This window comes from Nocardia sp. alder85J (assembly GCF_020176955.2).
Lineage (GTDB): Bacteria > Actinomycetota > Actinomycetes > Mycobacteriales > Mycobacteriaceae > Nocardia.
The window spans coordinates 1-22,782 of record NZ_JAIUCZ020000005.1 but is presented as its reverse complement, the minus strand read 5'-3'; the positions used below and the strand labels follow the sequence as shown (position 1 = coordinate 22,782).

The window sequence follows — 22,782 nt, the reverse complement described above, 5'->3', positions numbered from 1 at the left end:
CTCAGAGCACCCGGGGCAGCCGGTCCAGGCTCTGACCCCAGCCCGCGGCGGCGCCGTCCTCCGGCGACAGCGGGCCGGGGGCGAGCAGGTGGAAGGTCATGGTGGTCTTGCCGTCCCCGATGTCGGCGAAGGTGACGGTGATGACCGACTCGCGATCGGCGGCGCCGTCGCCGGTCGGGTCGCCCCAGGTGAAGACGAGGCGTTCGGGCTCGGCGATCTCGCGGAAGACGCCGGCGCTGCGGTATTCGATGCCGTCGGTGTCGGACACCATCACCGACTCGTAGCGGCCGCCGACGACCGGTTCGGCGACGATGCTGTCGCGGCGGGTGGTGAAGCCTTCCGGGCCGGCCCATTCGGCGATCGGTCATGAGTCGGATTCCTCGCGTTGTATTCGGTGCAGATGCTCGTCGAGGCGATCGAAGCGGCTGTCCCAGAACACCCGGTACCGATCCAGCCAGTCGGTGGCCGCGGCCAGTGGTGCGGCCTCGAGCCGGCACGGCCGCCACTGGGCGTCGCGGCCGCGGGTGATCAGCCCGGCCCGCTCCAGCACCTTCAGATGTTTGGAGACGGCGGGCAGGCTCATCGCGAACGGTTCGGCCAATTGGCCGACGGTCGCCTCCCCTTCCGCGAGCCGGGCGAGAATCGCTCGCCTGGTCGCGTCGGAGAGCGCGGCGAAGACGCGGTCGAGTTGATCGTCGGACATGAGCGTTATTACACCATTCGGTTAATTAACTTTACGGTTAAATGCTGTGCCATGCAACGCCGCTTGTCAAGGGGATCGGATCCGAGGTGTGCGAAGATCGTCCTTCTCAATAGTAAGAATAGTATTCTTATTCGGTAGATCGTGATTACGCGGCGCTGCCGCACGGCTGGACGGGGATTCATGGAGACCGGGTTGCGGGACAAGGTGGTCGTGGTGACGGGTGCGACCGCGAACATCGGGCGGGCCACGGCGCTGGCCTTCGCCGAGGAGGGGGCCCGGGTGGTGCTCGTCGGCCGGGACGAGCAGGCCGGCGCGCGGGTCGCCGAACTGGCGGGTGAACGCGGTGCGGCCGATGTGCTGTGGCAACGCGCGGATGTGACCGTCGCGGCGGAGGTGTCCGGTCTCGTCGACGCGGTACTGGCATGCTTCGGCTCGATCGATGTGCTGGTCAACAACGTCGGTGGCAATGCCGTGGTGGCGCCGTTCGTGTCGACGACGCCCGCGCAGTGGCAGGCGGATCTGGATGTCAATCTCACCAGCACGCTGTTGTGCACGCACGCGGTGCTGCCGCACATGCTCGCGGCCGGCGCCGGGCGGATCGTGAACATCGGGTCGATGTCGGCGCTGATCGGGGATCCGTTCATGGCGGTGTATTCGGCGGCCAAGGGTGCGGTGCACGCGTTCACCCGGGTGCTGGCGCTGGAGGTGGGGCGCAGCGGGGTGACCGTGAACGCCATCGCGCCGTACGGCACGGTGCCGGAGGATTTCGCCGCCGAGACCAGTGCGGGCAGCCGCTTCCGGCCGGGGACCGGACTTTTCACCGATGCCGAGGCCAGCCGGGCCGAGGAGCGGGCCGTGTTCCGGCGCAGCACCGCGCTGGCGCGGCAGGTCGCCCGCCCGGCCGAGATCGGCGCCGCCGCCGTCTATCTCGCGTCGGAGCAGGCCGCCTTCGTGACCGGTCACGTGTTGCAGGTCGACGGGGGAGTGGGGCTGACCTGAGCCTCACTCGACCAGGTCGACCACGAGCCGCCGGCCGAGATCGGAGGGTTCGATGAAAGAGCTGTGGACGGTGAGGCATTCGGCCCACACCGTCTCGGCGCGCTCGCCGTCGCGCTCGGCGAGCGCGCCGACCAGTTCGGCGAACATGGTCTGCGCCTTGCGATTCGTGGCGGTGACCCAGGGCAGGTCCGCGGCATCGGCGGCCACCGCGATCTCGGTGCCGCCGCGCACCCATTGCAGCATCTCGGCCACGACGGCGAGGGCCGGGTTGCGCAGGCCGGTGAGGATCTCGAACACCGCCCGCCGCCAGGTCTGCACGAAGCGCGGGGTGTCCGCGATGTGCTGGGCCAGTTCGGATTCCAGCGTGTGCAGGGTCGCGAGCACGGCCGGATCCAGGGTCGCGGCGGCCGAGCGCATCAGCAGCGGCTCGATCGTCCGCAGCGTCCGGGAGAAATCGGCGAGGGTGACGTGGCGGGACTCCAGCACGGTGCCGGCCAGCTGCGCGGCGACCATCGGGGACGGATGCCGGATGGTCGCGCCGTCCCGCTCCCCGGCCCGCAGACCGAGCAACTGCTCCGTCTCCAGAATGCGCAGCCCCTCCCGCAATGTCGGCCGGGAGACACCGAATTCGGCGGTCAGGTCGGCCACCCGGGGCAGCCGCGCACCGGCCCCCAGACTGCCGTCCGCGATGCGCGTCCTGATCTCGCTCGCCACGGCCGCCGCCGCCCGGCCGGGCGCAACGCCGGAGGCGTGGCGGTTCGCCCGGCCGGAAATGCGACCCGGTGTGCGGTCGGACGGGCGCGCGGGTGAACTGGCGGAGAACCGATCGGGTGTATCGGCGGCCGTCCCGTCGCCGGCGTGGCCGGGTGGAGTGCCGGAGGTGTGGCGGGGGTGGTCGTCGAATTGGGCGCGCCACCACGGCGTGATGTCGATCGGGCGACGGCCCCGGCGGCCGGCGGTGACCAGGCGGTGAGTGCGGTCGAGGTGGTCGGTGCAGGCGCGGCGGGCGCGCGGGCCGTCGCGGCGGCGGGCCGCCTTCAGGAAGTCGTGGTGCGCGGCGATGATTCGGCGGGTCGCGGTGGCCGAGGCGGCGCCGGGGGTGATCAGCGCGGCATAGACCTGGGCCTTGTAGATCTCCCGGAGCACGCCCGCGATGACGCCGAGGCAGCGGTTGCCGGACAGTTCCACCACGCCCTGGTCGAAGACGGCCGAGGCGGTGGCGAAGGTCAGCGGATCACCCGCGGCCGCGCGTTCGGCCTCGTGCAGGGTGGTCAGATAGTCCAGGCCCTCCTCGCCACAGGTCTCGGCGAAGCGTTGGGCCGCCGGCGGTTCCAGGATCGCGCGCACCTCGCGCAGATCCGCGAGGGTGGCGCCGCGCACCTGCAACAGCAGCGCCACGTACCGGCCGGTGGCGACCAGATCCGGCCGCCGGACGACCGGGCCGCCGCCGCGGCCCCGGCGCATCTCGATCAGCGACTGGGATTCCAGGATGCGCAATGCCTCCCGCAGGGTCTCCCGCGAGACGTCCAGGGCGACGGACAGTTCCGTCTCCGGGGGCAGCCGGTGGCCGACCTCCAGGTCGCCGTTGAGGATGCGGCGGCGCAGCCCCGCCGCCAGCAGGTGCGCCGTCTTGCGTCCGCCGGGCAGGGTGTCGCGCCACGCCCGATCGAGCAGCGGACGCGCAACCTCCGGCACCGATCGTCCCCTTTCCATCCGATGAGCGTACTGCCCTCGCCCGGCCTGGCCTCCTTCCGTCAACCTGGTCAACTATATTGCACTTGCGAAAATAGAGAACGTGATTACCATAGGTGACCGGGGACACATGGCCGCCGGTCGGCCGAGTACACCGTCCGGCGCCGTTCGCCCTTCGGGCCATCCGCCGATTCGCCCCTGACCCTCTCCCGCGAAGGACAATCCGTGACTACACGCACCAGAACCGCAGCATCGCAGGTGTTCCGCCGGGACGGATCGGCCGCGAGCCGCGCGAACGGCGGTTCCCGATGAGCGCCGGCGCGAAGGTGGCGCTGGTGACCGGCGCCAGCCGCGGCGTGGGTGCGGCGACGGCCGTGGCGCTGGCTGCCCAGGGGTACGCGGTGGCGTGCGCCGCGCGCTCGACCCGGGATCAGCCGCGGCGGACGCCCGGCACCCTCGACGATGTGGTCGAGCGTATCCGGGCCGCGGGCGGTACCGCGGTGGCGATTCCGGTCGATCTCTCGAGCCGGGAACAGGTCGGGGCCATGGTGGAGAACACCGTCGCCGCGCTGGGCCGGCTGGATGTGCTGGTCAACAATGCCGCGGTCACCTTCGTCGGCGACCTGGACATTTCGCAGCAACGGCACGATCTGGTGTTCGCCATCGATCTCGACGCCCCGATGACCGCGGCCCGGCACGCCGTGCCGCATCTGCGCGCCGCGGGTGAGGGCCGCATCCTCAACGTGTCGTCGCTGGCGGCCCTGAAGCCGGTGCCCGGACTGATGTCCTACGGCATGGCCAAGGTGGCGCTGGAGCGGATGACCGTCGATCTGGCCCGGCAGCTCGCCGGGGACCGCATCGCGATCAACTGCTTCCGTATCGACGCGCCGGTCGCCTCCGAGGGCACCCTCGCCAACATGCCGACCGTGGATCACACCGGCTGGGAGCCGTCGGCGTGCGCCGCGGAGGGCATCGCCTGGATGCTCGCGCGGCCCGTCGACTATTCGGGGCAGCTGGAGAGCATGGTCCACCTCGCGCACCGCGAGGGCATCATGACCACCGTCGCCGACCGTCCGCTCACCCCGACGGCCATGTTCACCGGCGTGTTCGACGATTACACGAGCGTTTTCGTCGACGGCTGAGCGCCGGTTCCCCTCCACCACAGCCGAATACGAGGTACGACAGCAATGACCGCGGAGACCGCCGGGGCGCACCGGCAGCCGACCTACCACTTCGACCGGCACGCCCCGCAGTATCGGGGACGGTTCGCCGACATCACCGAGGACATGCAGCAGCAGTGCCCGGTCGCCTGGACCGACACCTACGCCGGGCACTGGGTGGCCGCGGGCAATCGCGAGGTGTTCGAGCTCTCGCGCTGCCCGCACCTGTCCAACGACCACGATCCCAAGGGAGAACGCAAGGGGTACAAGGGAATCTCGATCCCCGCGCCCAACCGTCCCGACATGATCCGCTCCGGAATCCTGGAGATGGACCCGCCGGAACAGAAGGATCTGCGCGCGGTCCTCAATCCGCATCTGTCCCCGGCGGCGGTGCAGCGCTGGATTCCGGTGATCGACGAGGTGGTTCGCGCCGCCATCGACGAGCACATCGAGTCCGGGCGGATCGACTTCGTCGACGATCTCGCCAATGTCGTACCCGCCGTGCTCACGCTGGCGATGCTGGGCATCCCGCTGCGGAAGTGGACCATCTACAACGAGCCCGCGCACGCCTCGGTCTACACGCCGCCGACCTCGCCGGACATGGCGCGGGTGGTGGAGATGAGCAAGGTCATGCGCGCCGACCTGCTCGCGAATTACCTGGAGATCAAGGCGAATCCGCGGCCGGGCATGATCGACGCCGTCGCCCGCGCCAGCCTCGTCGGCGTGCCGATCTCCGACGACGACGCGCTGGGCATGCTCGCGCTGATCATCGGCGGTGGCTTCGACACCACCACCGCGCTGACCGCGCACGCGCTGGAATGGCTCGGCGAGAACCCGGATCAGCGCACGCTGCTCGCCCGCGAACGCGAACTGCTGCTCGATTCCGCCACCGAGGAGTTCCTGCGCTACTTCACCCCTGCGCCCGGCGACGGCCGGACCTTCGCGGAGGACTGCGAGGTGGGTGGCCGGCAGTTCAAAGAGGGTGAGCGGCTGTGGCTCTCGTGGGCGATGGCCAACCGGGACCCCGCGGTGTTCGAGCGTCCGAACGAGATCGACCTGGAGCGGAAGGGTAACCGGCACTACAGCTTCGGGCTCGGCGTACACCGCTGCATCGGATCGAACGTGGCGCGCACCATCTTCAAGCGGATGCTGCTCGCGGTGCTGGATCGGATGCCGGACTACCGGTGCGATCCCGCGGGCACGGTGCACTACGAGACGATCGGCATCATCCAGGGCATGCGGAAACTGCCCGCGACCTTCACCCCCGGCCCTCGCCTCGGGGCGGGCCTGGACGAGACCCTGGAGAAGCTGCAACGCGTCTGCGACGAGCAGCGTCTGGCCGAACCGGTCACCGTCCGCCGGGATTCGGCCGCCGTCTGAGCGCGGCCACCACTCACCGTGCCGCGGGCCTGGTCACCGTCGACTCCAGGCCCGCGGCAAGGAAACTCACCAGATCGTCGATCAGATCCGGCAGTGCGGCCGGTAATTCGCCGGTGCGCTGGGCGGTCTGGTAGCGGGACAACGTGTGCGCGGTGGTGGTCATGATGGTCATCCACCGCTCGTGCAGCACGGCCTGCGGGTGCTCCGGCAGCAGCCGGGCCAGCAGCGCCAGGAACGTGGGGACGATGCTGGACCCGGCCACGCCTTCCAGCCCGGTGTAGCCGCCCCGCTCGATGATGTGCCGGGACAGGAACGCCAGGTAGTGGTTGTCCTCCGCCAGATGTCCGGTCAGCGAGACGACGAAGGCGCGCACCAGATCCCGGGCCTGCGGCGGCCGGTCCGCGGCCAGCAGATCCGCGAGCATCTCGGTCCGGATCTGCTCGCTGTGCGCGGCCCGGTACGACACGATCGCCTTGATCAGGGTCTCCCGGTCACCGAAGTGGTACTGAACGGCGACATTGTTGCGCTGCCCGGCGGCCACGGCGATATCGCGCAACGGTACGGCCTCGATACCGCGCTCGGCGAACAATCGCTCGGCCGTTTCGAGGATGAGTTGCCGGGTCGCGGCGCCCTTGGAATTGGAGCGGTCGCGGCTGCCCGGCGTCGCCGGCCGCACCTCCTCCGGATTCCCCTGCTGGCGTGCTGGCATGCCGGAATCCTAGGCAGCCGCGCGCCGCGGCTGCCAATTCGCCGTGCGCGACGGCCGCCACGCGGCCGGATGGGATGTCGGGATCCGCCCGCCGGCCCCTCTGCGCCCGGCCGGCGTCTGACCGATGCACACGAGAAGGAGAGCAGCGCAAGGAAACTCGACGGCAAGGTGGTCGTCGTGACCGGATCCGGCAGCGGTATCGGCTGACCACCGACGGCCGCAACTCCACCTACTCGGTGAGCAAGCACGCGGCGCCCGCTTCGGCCCCCGCGCCGGCGGCGGAGTGACCCGCCGGACCGTGCGGTGTGCCGGGGTGTGGCTGCGGGTGCGAGTCGGTATGCCCGCTCCTGGCCGTATCGGCGCTGGTGGGAGGTAGCTCGAGATTTCCCGATGAGACCCTTGTCACAGCGGCAAAACCAACCTACTGTGTGTTCAGTAGGTTGATTCGAACAAAGGAGTTCGGTGTCCGGTCAGCGGCCCACTGCACGTCCTTACGACACTCTTCTCGCGAAGGGTGAGGAACGTAAGCTGCAGATTCTCGCCGTCGCCCAGCGCCTGCTCGCGCGCAATGGGTGGCGGAGTACCACACTCGCTCAGATCGCGCGTGCGGCCGGCGTCACCCCGGCGGGGTTGCTGCACCACTTCGAGTCCAAGGAGCAGTTGCTGCAAGCTGTGCTCGAAGCCCGTGACACCGACGACGAAATGCACGCGGACCAAGAAGGCGACATCATCGTTTCCATCGAGAATGTCGCCGATCGGTTCAGGCGCTCCCCGGACCTGGTAGGCATGTTCGCCGTACTGCTCACGGAGAATCTGGAGCCGGACGCCCCGCTGCACGAACGCCTGCTCGAACGCTATCGCGCCGCCCTCGCCTCCGTATCGGAGGGGATTCAGCGCGGTCAGCGTGACGGTCGGTTCCGCACCGACATTGATCCGGCCGTCAAGGCTGTGGAAGTTGTCGCTTTTCTCAACGGGATGGAAACCTCATGGCTGCTCGACCCCTCGATTCCGCTGACCACGGTGTTCAAGGAGTACGCCCGCTCGCTCGAGCGCGAGCTCACGCCCGCAAGCACGATCTGAGATATCGGCTGGCGGTGGTGGCGCCGAGCATGGTCGACGCCGTGCGGAATGTCGGGGGATGGATGTTCGATCGGGTGATGGCCGGCTGGGACGTCACCGTACTGATCTCCGGCAGCGAGGACGCGCGGCCGTTGCAGATCCTCGGCGCCACCGTCCTGGAGCTGGAGCAGTCGCTGACCTCCCAGGCACACGGGCCGATGCCGCACGCGATCGCGGTGGCCGCCGACCTGTTCGAGGTCGATGCGCGGGTGCGCTGCGGCGTGCTCGACGCGCTCGACCACGGCACCGCCGAGGTCACGGTGTGGGGCGACACCTGCCCCAGCGAACTGGACGCTCGCATCGGCTCGGTGCAGCACGAGCTGAGCGTGGCCGCGCGGGCCTTCAAGGCGCAGGCGTTCGCGGCCGCCGCCATCGGCGGGCCCGTCATCGGCCGCACCGAGGTGTTCCGCGGAGGTCTGCCGCTGGCCCAGCTGGCCGGCGTGCGCGACCTCGTCCCCATGGGCTGACCCGTCCCGACCGGCGGTGGCACCGATCGACGATGCCCGGCGCCGCCGCCGGTCACCCCTTTTCCGCTGCCGGTCACCGGTTTCCGGTGACCGGCACGGTCACCGATCGGCGTCGGTGTAGCGGATGACGCCGCGAATGTTGCGTCCCTCCAGCATGTCCCGGTATCCGTCGTTGATCTCCTCGAGCCGGTACTCCCGGGTCACCATGTCGTCCAGGTTCAGCTTGCCGGCCCGGTAGATCGACAGCAGGTGGGGGATGTCGTAGTGCGGGTTGCCGCCGCCGAAGATGGTGCCCTGCAAGTTCTTCTGGAGCAGGGTCAGCATCGACAGGTTCAGCGTGACCGCGTTGTCCATCAGGCTGCCCATCGCGGTGACGACGCAGGTGCCGCCCTTGGCGGTGATGCCCAGCCAGTTGTCGACCTCCTTGCCCTCGGCGTGCCCGACCGTCACGATCACCTTCTTCGCCATGCCCCCGGCGGTGATCTCCGCGCACGCGGCGGTGGCCTCCTGGATCGTCGGGAAGGCATGGGTGGCGCCGAATTTCAGGGCCTGCTCGCGCTTCCACTCCACCGGGTCGACCGCGAAGATGTAGCGGGCCCCGGCGTTGGCCGCGCCTTGGAGCGCGGCGATGCCGAGCCCGCCGATGCCGATCACGGCGACGTCCTCGCCGGGGCGGATGTCGGCGGTGCGGACCGCCGAGCCGTAGCCGGTGGTGACACCGCAGCCGACCAGGCAGGCCACCTCGAACGGGATCGACGGATCGATCTTCACCACCGAACTCTCGTGCACGACCATATAGGGCGAGAAGGTGCCCAGCAGCGCCATCGGGAACACGTTCTGGCCGCGGGCCTGGACGCGGAAGGAGCCGTCGCTGACCGAGGCGCCGCCCAGCAGCCCCGCGCCGAGATCGCACAGATTGCGCATGCCGGACTGACACGACGGGCAGATGCCGCAGGACGGGATGAACGACAGCACGACGTGATCGCCGACCGCGAAGTTCTCCACACCCTCGCCGATCTCGGTGACGATGCCGGCGCCCTCGTGCCCGCCGAGCACCGGGAAGCCCATCATCGGGATCGACCCGGTGACCAGGTGATGGTCGGAATGGCACAGGCCGGCGGTCTCCATCTGGATCGTGACCTCGTGCCGGCGGGGTGCGCCGATCTCGATCTCCTCGATCGACCACGGCTGGTTGAACTCCCAGATCAGGGCGCCTTTGGTTTTCATCGCGAACTTCACTTTCTCCGGACGATCTCGGGGCGCCACCGAATCCGGACGGATGCCCGGCCGCGCTGCGAGGCATATACCGAGGATGCCTCACGACGCGGCCGGGACGCCGGGTCCGCGGCGGCGGCGAGTATTTCGTGGCCGATGACGACCATACAGAACGTGTTCTAGTTTTAGCGCCGGATTCGGCCGACGAGCAGCGTCTCAGTCCCGGGAATCCGGGCGCGGCGGACCGGGCTCGGCGGTGGCGGTATCCAGCTCGGCGACCGTGACCCGGGGGTCGTGCAGGAGCGCGGTGAGCGTCCGGACCAGTTGGGCGGCCAGGCTTTCCACCTCGGCGGCCGGGAACCGGGCGGGGTCGTGATCGAAGCGGAGCACGATCGCCGGGCCGGTGGACACCGTCACCGTCAGGGGATACGCCGGAGGCCGCGCGATCTCGACCCCGGTCACCGACATGCCGTCGATGGCCGCGTCGAGCACCGCGGTCGCTTCCACCGGATACGACTCGAACACCAGCAGCGAGTCGAATTCCGGCTCGGCCGCCGCCCGGATCCCGGCCGGGAACCGACGGCGCGCCAGCGCGAGCTGCTCCCGGTCCAGGGTGGTGATCAGGTCGGCCAGGGATCTGCGGTCGTCGACGCGCACCCGCACGGGCAACGTCTCGGCGAACGCGCCCACCATGGACTCGCTGCCCGGCAGTTCCTCGGGCCGCCCGGCGACGGTGTGGCCGAAGACCACGTCGCCGCTGCCGGTGCGGCGGCTCACCAGAATGCCCCACGCGGCCTGCACCAGGGTGCGTGCCGCCACCCCGAGTTCGGCGGCCAGGGTGACCATCCGCCGCGAGTGCTCGGCGTCGAGTTCGGCGACCACCCGCCCGGGGGCGTCCTCCAGCGCCGCGGCGAGGCGGCGGTCCGGCGCCAGCCGGGTCGGGGTGACACCCGACAACGCCTGTGCCCAGGCCTGTTCCGCGGATTCCTGATCGGCGGCCGCCAGCAGCGCGAGGTGGTCGCGATAGGACGGCAGCGGCGGCAGCGCGGCCAGGTCGCCGTGCACGGTGTACAGCACCAGCAGGTCGCGCAGCAACAGCGGGATCGACCAGTCGTCGACCAGCAGATCGTGCGTGGTGATCGCCAGCCGCCACTCGTGGGCGGGAAGGCGGTACAGGGTGAACCGCAGTGCCGCGGTGGCCCCGATGGTCTCGGCCGCCGCGGCGCCGACGGCCGCCCGCTCGGCGGCGAGCAGATCCGGCAGCCGTCGCGGGGTCGCCGTGAGATCCACGGTGCGCCAAGGTATCTCAACCGAATCGAGGACGATCTGGACCGGCTTCCCGGCGGTGTCGGCGGCGAACACCACCCGCAGGTTGGCGTAGCGGTCCAGCAGCGCCCGGACGGCGGTGTGCAGCCGGGCGGCGTCGAGGTGGCGCAGGGTCAGGATCACCTGCGGGGCAGGGATGTCCGTGCCGGCGCGGAGTCGGCGCAGCGCGTGCTCCTGGGCCGGGGACACCGGCCAGACCTCGGTCAGGGTGCGGTGGTGCTGCTCCCAGGCCGACCAGTCGACCGGATAGATCGGCAGCAGCGGGCCGCTCGGTGGCCGCGGGGTGGGCCGGTCGTCGAGAACGGCGTTGGCGGCCAGTTCGGCCAGGGTGCGATGCTCGAACACGTCGCGGATGCTCAGCCGGATACCGCCGGCCGCCGCGCGGGAGACCAGTTGCACCGACAGGATGCTGTTGCCGCCGAGTTCGAAGAAGTCGTCGTCGAGCCCGATCGGGCCTGCGGCGCCGGACGATTCGACGCCGAGCACCTCCGCGAAGATCTCCGCGAGGATCTGCTCGACCGGCGTGACCGGCACCCGGAACCGCTGCCGGGTGAACTCCGGCTGCGGCAACGCCTTCCGGTCCAGCTTGCCGGAGCTGTTCAGCGGCAGTTCCGGCAGTTCGACCAGCGCGGCGGGAATCATGTACGGCGGCAGGGCGCGAGCGGCCGCGTCCAGCACCTCCGCCCGATCCAGCAGGGCGCCCGGCGCCGGGACCACGTAGGCGACCAACCGGTCCCCGAGCTCCGACGGTTGCACCAGCGCCACCGCCTGGGCGACCCGCGGATGGGTCAGCAGCGCCGACTCGATGTCGCCGAGTTCGATGCGCTGTCCGCGGAACTTCACCTGGAAGTCGCTGCGGCCCACATAATCCAGCACGGCCCGTCCGTCGCGGCGGCGCCACAGCACCAGATCGCCGGTGCGGTACATGCGGGCGCCGGGGGCGTCGAACGGATCTGCGACGAAGCGGTCCGCGGTCAGATCCGGGCGCGCCACATAGCCGCGCGCCAGCTGATCGCCCGCCAGATACAGTTCGCCCACCGCGCCCGGCGGCACCGGCCGCAGCCGGGCGTCCAGCACGTACACGCGCGAATTCCATTGCGGCACACCGATCGGCACGCTCGGCCGCTCGGCGCCGGTGGCCGGCCAGGCGGTGATCGAGACCGCCGCCTCGGTCGGGCCGTACAGGTTGTGCACCCGCGCGTTCGACACCGCCCGCATCGCCGCCACCGTCTGCGGCGGCAGCGCCTCGCCGATCACGAACACGTGGCGCAGGGTGGTCAGCGCGGCCGCCGGCGCGTGCGCGGCGAACACGGTCAGCATCGACGGCACGAAGTCGGTGACCGTCACCCGCTGCGCCGCCATGGTTTCCGCGAGATAGGCCGGATCCCGGTGACCGTCGGGGGTGGCCACCACCAGGGTCGCGCCGACCCGCAGCGGCGCGAAGTATCCCCACAGCGAGACGTCGAAGGTGGTCGCCGTCTTCTGGAGGTACACGTCGTCGACGCCGAGCGGGTATTCGGCCAGCAGCCAGGCGATCTGGTTGTGGATCGCGCGGTGCGACACCGCCACGCCCTTCGGGCGGCCGGTGGAGCCGGAGGTGAAGATCACGTAGGCCGGATGGTCCGGACGCACCCGAGTGCGGAGTTCCGCCGGGGACACCGGTTCCGGGCCGAAGCCGGACAGGTCCGCGGTGTCGATCTCGACGGCCGGCACGTCCCGGGCAGCGGTGACACCGTCGCGGCTCGTGGTCAGCAGGGCGGCCGGGCGGGCGGTGTCGAGCACGTGCCCGATGCGTTCGGCCGGATGGTCCGGATCCAGCGGCACCCAGGCCCCGCCCGCGGTCACGATCGCGTACATGCCGATCACCAGTTCCGGTGAGCGCCGGACGGCCAGCGCCACCAGCGACTCCGGGCCGATGCCGCGCGAGATCAGCAGCCGCGCCAGCCGATTCACCCGGGCGTCGAATTCGCGGTAGGTCAGCACGACGCCCTCGAACACCACCGCCACCCGATCCGGATGGGTGGCCACCGCCCGGCGGTAGTCGTCCAGCAGCGTCCGGGGGGCCAGCGGATGCCGGGTCGCGTTCCAGCGCCGCAGGATTCGATCGCGTTCGGGCGCGCCGAGCAGCAGCTCCAGATCGCCGACGGCGGTGTCCGGCGCGGCGGCGATGCCGTCGAGCAGGTGCAGGAACCGTTGCGCGAAGCTCTGCACCGTCGCGCGGTCGAACAGATCGGTGGCGTAGGTGAACGATCCGGTCATGCCGTCGGGCGTGTCCGCGGCGTCGTAGCGGTCGGCGAGGGTCAGATTCAGGTCGAACTGCGCCAGCCCGCTGTCGACCGCGAGCCCGGCGACCGTCAGGCCGGGCAGCTCCAGCCCGGTGCGGCCCAGGTTCTGGAACGACAGCCCCACCTGGAACAGCGGATGCCGGGCCGTCGACCGCACCGGATCGAGCACCTCCACCAGCCGCTCGAACGGCAGGTCCGCGTGCGCCAGCGCGCGCAGATCCGTCTCGCGCTGGCGGGCCAGCAGCCGGGTGAACGGCTCACCGGCGTCGACCCGGCTGCGCAGCACCAGGGTGTTGACGAACATGCCGATCAGGTCGTCGAGTTCGGCCTCGCCGCGCCCGGCGACCGGGGTGCCGACGGCGATGTCACCGGTGCCGGACAGCCGGGCCAGCAGCACCGCCAGCGCCGCGTGCACGACCATGAACAGGGAGGCGCCCTCGGCCCGGGCCAGTTCGGCCAGCGCGCGATGGGTATCGGCCGGGACGGTCAGCTCGACGGTGTCCCCGGCGAACGAGCGCGCCGCGGGCCGCGGCCGGTCCGTCGGCAGGTCGAGCTGTTCGGGCACCCCGCGCAGGGTGTCGCGCCAGAACGAGATCTGCTGGGCGATCACCGATTCCGGGTCGGTCTCGGCGCCGAGTACCGCGCGCTGCCAGAGCGCGTAGTCGGCGTACTGCACCGGCAGTGGGGCCCAGGCGGGTTCGCCGCCGTCGACGCGGGCGCCGTAGGCGGCCATCACGTCCCGGGTCAGCGGGCCCATCGAGAAGCCGTCGGCGGAGATGTGGTGCACCACCAGGGCGAGCACGTGCTCGGTCGGGCTGATCTCGAACAATCCGGCCCGGAACGGGGCCGCGGCGGTGACGTCGAAGCCGACTCCCACCAGTTCCGAGAGGCGCTGTGGCAGTTCGGCCTCCGAGACAGCGACCGGGGTGAGCTCCGGGACCACCCGGGCGGTGGGGAGGATCTCCTGATAGGCGGGGCCCAGGGCCGGATCGAGGGTCCAGGACGTGATCGCCGGGAACCGGGTGCGCAGCGACTCGTGGCGTTCCAGCACATCGCCGATCGCGATGTGCAACGCCTGCCGGTCCAGCAGACCGGACAGCCGCACCGCCGCGTGGATGTTGTACGACGCTGCCGCGGCACTGGTTTCGACGCCGTCGGGGCCGGCCTCGAACCGGTTGAGGAACCACATCCGCTGCTGCGCCAGCGACAACGGGAGCAGCGGCGGACGCGGCTGGGGGCGCAGCGGGACGCGGGTGTCGGTGGCGGTGTGGGTTTCGGTGCGGGCGGCGAGTGCGGCGACCGTGGGTGCGTCGAACAGGTCGCGGACGCCGACGCGGGTGTGCAGGGCCGTCGACAGCCGGGCCGCGACCCGGGTGGCGATCAGCGAATTGCCGCCCAGGGCGAAGAAGTCGTCGTCGAGCCCGACCCGGTCCACGCCGAGCACCTCGGCGTACACGGTCGCGACGATCTCCTGCACCGGTGTCGTCGGGGCCCGGAACACCGCGGCCTCCACCAGCGGTGCGGGCAGCGCCTTGCGGTCGAGCTTGCCGGAGGCGTTGAGCGGGAACTCCTCCAGCACCATGAACACCGACGGCACCATGTAGGCGGGGACGCGGCGGGTCAATTCCTCGCGGACGTCGTCCGGATCCAGGACGCGGCCGGTGGTGAGGTAGCCGACGAGCTGGTCGCCGGTGTAGGGGTCGGTGTGCACGACCACGACCGCGCCGGTGATGTCGTCCAGTGCGGTGAGCGCGGTCTCGATCTCGCCGAGTTCGATGCGCAGGCCGCGCAGTTTCACCTGGAAGTCGGTGCGGCCCAGGTATTCCAGTTCACCGCCGGCGGTCCAGGCGACGAGATCGCCGGTGCGGTACATGCGTTCGGCGGGCCGGTACGGGTCGGCGACGAACCGGTCCGCGGTGAGGTCCGGGCGGGCGACGTAACCGTGGGCGAGCTGGATACCGGCGAGGTACAGCTCACCGGGGACACCGGCGGGCACCGGCCGCAACCGGTGGTCCAGCACGTAGACGCGGGTGTTGTACACCGGCCGTCCGATCGGGACGGTGTCGACGTCGGCGGTGGTGAGGGTGTGGTGGGTGACGTCGACGGCGGCTTCGGTGGGGCCGTACAGGTTGTGCACCGTGGTCCCGGTCAGCTCCGCCAGCACACGAGCGGGCTTGGCGCCCAGCGCCTCACCGGAGGCGAACACCAGCCGCAACGACCGGCACCAGCTCCCGTGGCCCGCGGCGGCGGGAAGTCCGGTGGCCGTGGCGATCTCGCGGTCCGTCGCGGTGCGCAGCGCCGCGGCGAACACCGTCAGCATCGACGGCACGAAGTGGGTGACCGTGACGCCCTCGGCGGTGATCAACTGCATCAGATATTCGGGGTCGCGGTGCCCGTCGGGCTTCGCGACGACCAGCCGCGCCCCGATCTGCAAGGGCCAGAAGAACTCCCACACCGACACGTCGAAGGTCGCGGGGGTCTTCTGCAACACCACATCGGAGGGGGTCAGCCCGTACCGGTCCTGCATCCACACCAGGCGGTTCACGATCGCCGCGTGCGGCACCGCCACACCCTTCGGACGACCGGTCGACCCGGAGGTGAAGATCACGTAGGCGGTGTTCGAGTCACGCAGGGGGACCCGGCGTTCCGCATCGGTGATGGGTGCGGTGGGGTAGTCGGTGAGGTCGAGCCGGTCGATGCGCACCTGCGCCGTCCGCAGCGGCAGATCCGCGCCGGAGGTCAGCACGGTCACCGGATCGGCGGTGGCGAGGATGTATTCGGTGCGCTCGGCGGGATGGTCGGGATCCAGCGGCACATAGGCGGCGCCCGCGACGACGGTCGCGTACATGCCGACCACCAGATCTATCGACCGCCGCATACCCAGTGCCACATAGGAATCCGGGCCGACGCCACGATCGAGCAGCCAGCGCGCCAGCCGATGCACCCGGTCGGCGAACTCCTGATAGGAAAGACGCGACCCCTCGAAGGTGACAGCGGTCGCCTCGGGTGTCCGCCGCACCTGCGCCTGGAACAGTGCCGCGAGGGTGGCGGGGCGGCCCGCCAGCACGCCGGCGGTGTCGAATGTCGTGGCGTTCCAGTCGGTGAGGATCGTGCGGCGTTCGGCCGCGTCCAGCGGATCGATACCGCCCACGGCCACACCGGGATCGGTGACGATCGCGGTCAGCACCCGCACCAGCCGCGCGGCGAGGGTGGTGACGGTGTCCTCGTCGAACAGATCCCGCAGATAACCCGCCCGGATCCGCAACCGGGAATCCAGCTGCGCGATCAACGTCAACGGGTAGTGCGTCGCGTCGGCGGCGTGCAGGCCGGTCACGGCCATCCCGTCGATATCGGCGGCCTGCGCGGCGATCCCGTCGGCATCCACCGGATACGACTCGAACACCACCAGACTGTCGAACAATCCACCGATACCCGCCGCGGCCTGGATATCGGCCAGGCCCACGTAATGGTGGTCCAGCAGATCCGCCTGCTGACCCTGGATCCGCGACAACAACCCCCGTGCCGGTTCGGCCGGGTCGAAGGCCACCCGCACCGGCACGGTGTTGATGAACAACCCGACCATCGACTCCACCCCGGACAACCCCGCCGGCCGCCCGGACACCGTGGTACCGAACAACACATCGTCACGACCGGTCAACCGGCCCAGCAGCACACCCCAGGCGGTCTGCACGACCGTGTTCACCGTGACACCCAGCTCAGCGGCCACCGCCACCAGCCGCGCCGTCGCAGGCTCGTCCAGCCCGAAGAAATGCTCCCCGGCCAGGCTGGTGATCTCCCGGCCGGTCTGCGGGCGGGTCAGCAGCGTCGGCTCCGACACTCCCGCCAGCGCGTGCCGCCACGCCGTCAGCGACGCCGGAAGGTCCTGGCGGGCCAGCCATTCCAGGAATCCGCGATACGACCGCACCGACGGCAACGCCGAGGTGTCACCACCGGTCGCGTACAGCATCAGCAGATCCCGCATCAGCAACGGCATCGACCAGCCGTCGAGCAGGATGTGATGGTTCGACACCACCAGTTGCCAATCCTGGATCCCGGTGCGGATCAACGTGAACCGCAGCAACGGCGGCACGGTGAGATCGAAACGGCGTCGCCGGTCTTCGGCGATCAGTTCGGCGGCGGCGGGGGACATCGTGCCGACATCGCCGACCGGGTGCAGGCCACTGGCGTGCGGAACGCGGGAACCGTTGCGGGGCAGCGGGTCCGCTGTCCGTCCGGCGAGGGTCGTATCGTGTTCGGTCCAGTCCACCTCGACGCGGTCGAGCACGATCTGGATGGGTGTGCCGTCACCGTCGGCGACGAACGCCGTCCGCAGACTGTCGTAACGATCCAGCAATGCCTGTGCCGCCGTACGCAACCGGCCCGCATCCACCCGCCCGGACAACGTCAGCACCACCTGCGCGGTGTACACATCCACCGACGACGCCGCCAACTGCGCATGGAACAACAACCCGGCCTGCAACGCCGACAACGACCACACCTCGGCCACCGCCGGGAACCGCCGCGTCACCGCGTCGATATCACCCTGCCCCAACCGCACCAACGGGAAATCCGACGGCGTGAACCCACCGGCCTCCGGCGACAGCGCATGCCGCGCCACCGCCTCCAGCGCCCGCACCCACAACCCCGCGAACACCGCCACCGACTCCGCATCCAACAACGTTGCCGGATAACCGATCTGCGCCGACAACCGATCACCGGCCACGATCGCGTTGATATCGATCGGCGCCATCGCCGGCATATCCGCGTCGTAGTGCGCGGCCAGCGTGCCGAGAGCATCCGTCGGCACCCAGCCGAGTCCGCGAACCGATTCCGGGACAGCTGTTTCCGAGATCCGGCCGAGGTAGTTGAAACTCACCTGGCCGGGCAGTCGGACCGGCAGGTGCGCGGCCGTCTCCGGATTCAGATGGCGGAGTACGCCGTAGCCGATGCCCTTGCCGGGCACGGCGAGCAGTTGCTCCTTGACCGCCTTGATCGCCGCGCCCATCGCCGGGCCACCGGCGAGCGCCTGCTCGACGTCGATTCCGGTGAGGTCGAAGCGAACCGGGAAGATCGAGGTGAACCAGCCCACCGTGCGCGACAGGTCCGCACCCGGCACGGCCTGCTCCTCGCGGCCGTGGCCCTCCAGCCGGACCAGCACCGAATCCTCGGCCACCGCACCGTCGCTGCCGGTCGCCGCGCCGCGGGCCCGCCACGCGGCCACCGCCAGCGCCAGCGCGGTCAGCAGGCCGTCGTTGACACCGCCGTGGAACAACGCCGGGACCGTCGTCAGCAGTGCCCGGGTGACCTCCGCGGACACCTCCACCCGATGTTCGACGATCGAACCGGTCACGTCCACGGCCGGATCGAGCGCCCGGGTCGTCAGCAGCGGGTCGGGGCCGGTGGCGGTCGTCTGCCAGTGGCCGAGTTCTCCGGTCCACTGGTCGGCTCGATCCGTCATCGCCTGCGCCCAGGTGCGCATGCTCGTCGGCACCGGTGCGAGTTCGGGGGCATGTCCGGCGGACAGCTGTGCCCAGGCGGAGACGAAGTCCGGCACCAGGATTCGCCACGACACGCCGTCGATCACCAGGTGGTGCGCGGCCACCAGCAGCCGGCTCGGCCGGCGTGGATCGCCGGACCGCAGCCAGGCGAACCGGATCACCGTGCCCGCTTCCGGATCCAGGCGGGCCACGGCGGCATCCAGTGCGGCCGTGGCGATTGCGGTCGTGCGTGGGGTGTCCGCGTCGGCGTCGACGACCACGTGGTCGATCAGCGCGTCGACATCGACGGTGCCCGGCTCGGCGGTCTCCACGATCCAGTCGGTATCGGTCCGCCGCAGCCGTGCGCGCAGCATGTCGTGACGGTCGATCACCGCGGTCACGGTGGCCACGATCGCGGCGCGGTCGATGCCGATCGGAAGTTCCAGTGCCAGTGACTGATTGAAGCGCCGCCACGAGCCCGGACGGTCCACCATGAACCGCACCACCGGGGTGAGCGGGAACTCGCCGATGCCGCCGCCCGGCAGTTCCGTCAGCACGGGCCGGGCGGCCGTGGTGTCGACGGTCCGGGCGATCGCCGCGAGGCCCGCGATGCTGCGTCGTTCGAAGACGTCGCGGGGGGTGATGCGGATGCCGCGGGTTTTGGCGCGGGAGACGAGTTGGATGGACAGGATGGAGTCGCCGCCGAGGGCGAAGAAGGAGTCGTCGAGTCCGATCTGGTCGGTGCCGAGGACTTCGGTGAAGACCTCGGCGAGGATGGTTTCGATCTCGGTGGCCGGTGCCCGGTACTCGCGGGGGGCGAGGACGGGTTCGGGCAGGGCGCGGCGGTCGAGTTTGCCGACCGGGGTCAGCGGGATCTGGTCGAGGACGGTGATCGCGGTGGGGACCATGTGCGGGGGCAGGATCGTGGCGACGTGCTCGGTGAGCGCGACGGTGTCGATCGTGTGCCCGGTGACGGGTGTGACGTAGGAGGCCAGGATGGTGGCTCCGGCGGTGGTGTCGCGGCCCATGGTGAAGGCGAAGTCGACGTCGGGGTGGCGGGTGAGGACCGCGTCGATCTCACCGAGTTCGATGCGGAACCCGCGGATCTTCACCTGGAAGTCACTGCGCCCCACATAATCCAGCTCCCACGCGGTGTCACCGGTGAGGCGCCCCGCGTCGTCGCGTTCGGCTGTCGCGTGCCAGCGGACGATATCGCCGGTGCGGTACATGCGGGCGCCCGGAGCGCCGAAGGGGTTCGCGAGGAATCGTTCGGCGGTGAGGCCGTGGGCCCCGCGGTAGCCGCGGGCGACCGCGCCGCCGGCGAGGTACAACTCGCCTGCCACCCCCGGGGGTACCGGGTTGAGGCGGTTGTCCAGCACCAGCGCGGACATGCCGTGCACGGGGGTGCCGACGGTGATGTGGTCCCCGGGATACAGGCGGGCGTAGGTGGAGATGATCGTGGTTTCCGTGGGCCCGTACGCGTTGAAGTACCGGCGGCCGGGCTGCCACTTGGCCAGCAGTTCCGGGGTGGTGACGTCACCACCGACGGAGGTGACCAGTAGCTGGGCCTGGTCGCCGGGGTCCATGGTGCCCAGCACCGCCGGGGTGATGATGGTGTGGGTGACCTGCTCACGACGCAGCAACTGCGCCAGGTCGGGGCCGCCGATGATCTCCGGGGGTGCGATGACCAGGGTCGCACCGATATAGAACGCGCACACCCATTCCAGCACCGACGGATCGAAACTCGGCGAGCAGATGTGCAGGAACCGGTGATGCGGTTCCAGCCCGTACAACCCCGTCGCGACATCGGCGAGGCCACCGATACCGGCGTGGGTGACGGTGACACCCTTGGGTTTCCCGGTCGACCCCGAGGTGTAGATCACATACGCCGGATGGGTCATCCGCAACGCGGTGATCCGGTCCGCGTCGGTCACCGCGGCCGCGGACTGTGCGGCGCAGGCGATGTCGGTGGCCGGGTCGTCGAGGACCAGCCAGTCCACGTCCGCGGGCAGCCCGCCGACATAGGCGCCGGCGGTGATACCCAGTACCGCGGCGGAGTCGGTGAGCATGTGCCGCACCCGGTCCCCGGGGTAGGCCGGGTCGACCGGGACGTGCGCGCCACCGGCCTTGGTGATCGCCAGCACCGCCAGCACCATCTCGAACGAACGCGGCAGCGACACCGCGACCAGCTTCTCCGGACCCACCCCACGACCGATCAGCACCCGCGCCAACCGCGAGGACCGGTCATCGAGCTCACCATAGGTCACCGAACGACCGCCGTACCGCACCGCAACACGATCACGACCGAGGTGCACGCCGTTGCCGAGCAGATCGGGCAGCAGCGTCGTGGCCATCACATCGTCGGGTTCGACGTGGGTGAGCCGCTGGAATTCCGCGGTGGTCAGCAGCGGCAGCTCACCCACGGGCTTGTGCGGTTCGGCGACGATGCCGTCCAGCAGGCGGGTGAACCGTTGCGCGAACACCTCGACGGTCGCCTGGTCGAACAGGTCACGGGCGAAGGAGAACACGGCCGTCAGGCCGTCCGCATGTTCCCGGATGTGCAGTGACAGATCGAATTTCTCGGTGGCTCCGTCGACATCTATTGCGGCGACGCGCAATCCGGGTAGTTCGAAGCTGCTCTCCGGCAGGTTCTCGAAGGACAACGCCACCTGGAACAACGGATGCCGCGCGGTGGACCGCTCCGGATTCACCAACTCCACCAACCGCTCGAACGGGATATCCGCATGCGCGAACGCCGCCAGATCCCCCTCCTTCGTCGCCGCCAGCAACTCCTCGAACGACCGGCCCCCCTCCACCTGCGACCGCAACACCAGCGTATTCACGAACATCCCCACCAAGCCATCCAACTCGGCCTCACCCCGACCGGCCACCGGCGTCCCCACCACGATATCGCCGGTCCCCGACAACCGCGCCAGCAACACCGCCAACGCCGCATGCACCACCATGAACAACGTCGCACCCTGCTGCCGCGCCAACCCCGCCAACCCCGCATGCGTGGCCACCGACACCGGGAACACCACCCGCCCACCGGCAAACGACGGCACCACCGGACGCGCCCGATCCGCCGGCAGATTCAACTCATCCGGCACCCCCGCCAGCACACCCCGCCAGAACCGCGCCTGACCCGACAGCAAACTCGCCGGATCATCCTCCGAACCCAGCAACTCCCGCTGCCACACCGCGAAATCCGCATACTGCACCGCCAACGGCACCCACCCCGGCGCCTGCCCCGCCGACCGCGCCGCATACGCCACCATCACATCCCGCGTCAACGGCCCCATCGACCAGCCATCCGCGGCAATATGATGCGCCACGAACACCAGCACGAACTCACCAGCAGTATCGGTGACCTCGAACAACCGGATCCGGAACGGCACCTCCACCGTCACATCGAACCCCGCCGACACCACCCCCGACACCGCCTCCAGCACCGCCTCCCCAGCCACCGGCACCGCCGTCACAACCACCGGCACCTGCGACACCGGCAACACCCGCTGCACCGGCCCATCGGCCCCACCGGGATACACCGTCCGCAAAATCTCCTGCCGCGCCACCACATCCGCCACCGCGGCCCGCAACGCCCCCACATCCAGCACACCCGACAACCGGATCGCCACCACGATATTCTCCACCGCCGACCCGGTATCGAACTGGTTCAAGAACCACATCCGAGACTGCGCCAACGACAACGACACCCGCTCCGGACGCACACCCGCCACCAACGCCGGACGGGTGGTGCTCCCCGAGGCCGGCAGTGATTCCAGCTGTCCGGCAAGGGATTCCACGTCGGGGGTCTCGAACAGCGCACGCACCGCGACGGTGGTGCCGAGGGCGGCGCCGATCCGCGACGCGACCCGGGTGGCGATCAGCGAGTTGCCGCCGAGGGCGAAGAAGTCGTCGTCGAGGCCGACCTCCGGCACCTCGAGAACGTCGGCGAACACACCGGCGACGATTTCCTGCACGGCTGTCCGCGGGCTCCGGAATTCCCGGGTGACGGCCGCCGGTGCGGGCAGCGCGCGGCGGTCCAGTTTTCCGTTGACGGTCAACGGGATCGCGTCGACCACCACGAATGCCGAGGGCACCATGTAGGCGGGCAGCAATGCCGCGGCGCCTTGCCGGAGTGTCTCCGGATCCACCACGAACGCAGTGGGATCGGGGGTGGCCGGGGTCTCGAAGGCCTCCGGATCCCGCACGGCCGCAGCGGGATTCGCGGTGGGGGAGGGCACGAT

General features: G+C 70.2%; 11 protein-coding genes. 5 read left to right on the top strand and 6 right to left on the bottom strand.

Features of this window, described 5'->3' with window-relative positions; all coding sequences use genetic code 11:
- Position 1 precedes the first annotated feature (1 nt).
- Together LBW94_RS19785 and LBW94_RS19780 are read right to left on the bottom strand one after the other, a co-directional pair.
- On the bottom strand, positions 2 to 361 hold the full coding sequence (locus LBW94_RS19785) for an SRPBCC family protein (protein WP_225059256.1): 360 nt from the start codon (positions 359 to 361) through the stop codon (positions 2 to 4).
- A 3-nt stretch (positions 362 to 364) separates the two neighbouring features.
- Positions 365 to 703: an ArsR/SmtB family transcription factor gene (locus LBW94_RS19780; protein ID WP_225059244.1), complete on the bottom strand. Its 339-nt coding sequence runs from the start codon at positions 701 to 703 to the stop codon at positions 365 to 367.
- Positions 704 to 883: 180 nt separating this feature from the next.
- Here LBW94_RS19780 and LBW94_RS19775 point away from each other — a divergent pair, with 180 nt between their 5' ends.
- A complete protein-coding gene (locus LBW94_RS19775; RefSeq protein ID WP_225059245.1) occupies positions 884 to 1,702 on the top strand; it encodes an SDR family NAD(P)-dependent oxidoreductase in 819 nt (272 codons plus the stop codon).
- A 3-nt stretch (positions 1,703 to 1,705) separates the two neighbouring features.
- Here LBW94_RS19775 and LBW94_RS19770 read toward each other — a convergent pair whose 3' ends face one another.
- On the bottom strand, positions 1,706 to 3,415 hold the full coding sequence (locus tag LBW94_RS19770; RefSeq protein ID WP_225059246.1) for a FadR/GntR family transcriptional regulator: 1,710 nt from the start codon (positions 3,413 to 3,415) through the stop codon (positions 1,706 to 1,708).
- Between the two features lie 287 nt (positions 3,416 to 3,702).
- On the opposite strand from LBW94_RS19770, the gene LBW94_RS19765 reads away from it, so the two are divergent.
- The gene (locus LBW94_RS19765) at positions 3,703 to 4,536 is read left to right on the top strand and encodes an SDR family NAD(P)-dependent oxidoreductase (RefSeq protein WP_225059247.1); all 834 of its coding nucleotides are present in this window, start codon (positions 3,703 to 3,705) and stop codon (positions 4,534 to 4,536) included.
- A gap of 45 nt (positions 4,537 to 4,581) precedes the next feature.
- On the top strand, positions 4,582 to 5,934 hold the full coding sequence (locus LBW94_RS19760) for a cytochrome P450 (RefSeq protein WP_225059248.1): 1,353 nt from the start codon (positions 4,582 to 4,584) through the stop codon (positions 5,932 to 5,934).
- A gap of 13 nt (positions 5,935 to 5,947) precedes the next feature.
- Here the strand turns inward: LBW94_RS19760 and LBW94_RS19755 are convergent, their stop codons facing one another.
- A complete protein-coding gene (locus tag LBW94_RS19755; protein WP_225059249.1) occupies positions 5,948 to 6,643 on the bottom strand; it encodes a TetR/AcrR family transcriptional regulator in 696 nt (231 codons plus the stop codon).
- Positions 6,644 to 7,105: 462 nt separating this feature from the next.
- Between LBW94_RS19755 and LBW94_RS19750 the strand changes: the two genes are divergently transcribed.
- Both LBW94_RS19750 and LBW94_RS19745 read left to right on the top strand, forming a co-directional pair.
- A complete protein-coding gene (locus LBW94_RS19750; RefSeq protein ID WP_225059250.1) occupies positions 7,106 to 7,723 on the top strand; it encodes a TetR/AcrR family transcriptional regulator in 618 nt (205 codons plus the stop codon).
- Positions 7,720 to 8,229 (top strand): hypothetical protein, encoded by a 510-nt coding sequence (locus LBW94_RS19745; protein WP_225059257.1) that lies wholly within the window; start codon positions 7,720 to 7,722, stop codon positions 8,227 to 8,229. Before LBW94_RS19750 ends, LBW94_RS19745 begins: the two co-directional genes overlap by 4 nt.
- Before the next feature lie 99 nt (positions 8,230 to 8,328).
- Here the strand turns inward: LBW94_RS19745 and LBW94_RS19740 are convergent, their stop codons facing one another.
- Together LBW94_RS19740 and LBW94_RS19735 are read right to left on the bottom strand one after the other, a co-directional pair.
- Positions 8,329 to 9,456, bottom strand: coding sequence for an NDMA-dependent alcohol dehydrogenase (locus LBW94_RS19740; RefSeq protein WP_225059251.1), 1,128 nt, complete (start codon positions 9,454 to 9,456; stop codon positions 8,329 to 8,331).
- 204 nt (positions 9,457 to 9,660) lie between these two features.
- Positions 9,661 to 22,746 carry a non-ribosomal peptide synthetase gene (locus LBW94_RS19735; protein WP_266271610.1) on the bottom strand — a complete coding sequence of 4,362 codons (13,086 nt, stop codon included), beginning with the start codon at positions 22,744 to 22,746 and terminating at the stop codon, positions 9,661 to 9,663.
- Between the last annotated feature and the right edge of the window lie 36 nt (positions 22,747 to 22,782).

Excerpts from the sequence above, each read along its gene's own strand:
- LBW94_RS19760 (WP_225059248.1), top strand. The coding sequence starts at position 4,582 with ATGACCGCGGAGACCGCCGGGGCGCACCGGCAGCCGACCTACCACTTC.
- LBW94_RS19770 (WP_225059246.1), bottom strand. The coding sequence starts at position 3,415 with ATGGAAAGGGGACGATCGGTGCCGGAGGTTGCGCGTCCGCTGCTCGAT.
- LBW94_RS19755 (WP_225059249.1), bottom strand. The coding sequence starts at position 6,643 with ATGCCAGCACGCCAGCAGGGGAATCCGGAGGAGGTGCGGCCGGCGACG.
- LBW94_RS19775 (WP_225059245.1), top strand. The coding sequence starts at position 884 with ATGGAGACCGGGTTGCGGGACAAGGTGGTCGTGGTGACGGGTGCGACC.
- LBW94_RS19780 (WP_225059244.1), bottom strand. The coding sequence starts at position 703 with ATGTCCGACGATCAACTCGACCGCGTCTTCGCCGCGCTCTCCGACGCG.
- LBW94_RS19765 (WP_225059247.1), top strand. The coding sequence starts at position 3,703 with ATGAGCGCCGGCGCGAAGGTGGCGCTGGTGACCGGCGCCAGCCGCGGC.
- LBW94_RS19740 (WP_225059251.1), bottom strand. The coding sequence starts at position 9,456 with ATGAAAACCAAAGGCGCCCTGATCTGGGAGTTCAACCAGCCGTGGTCG.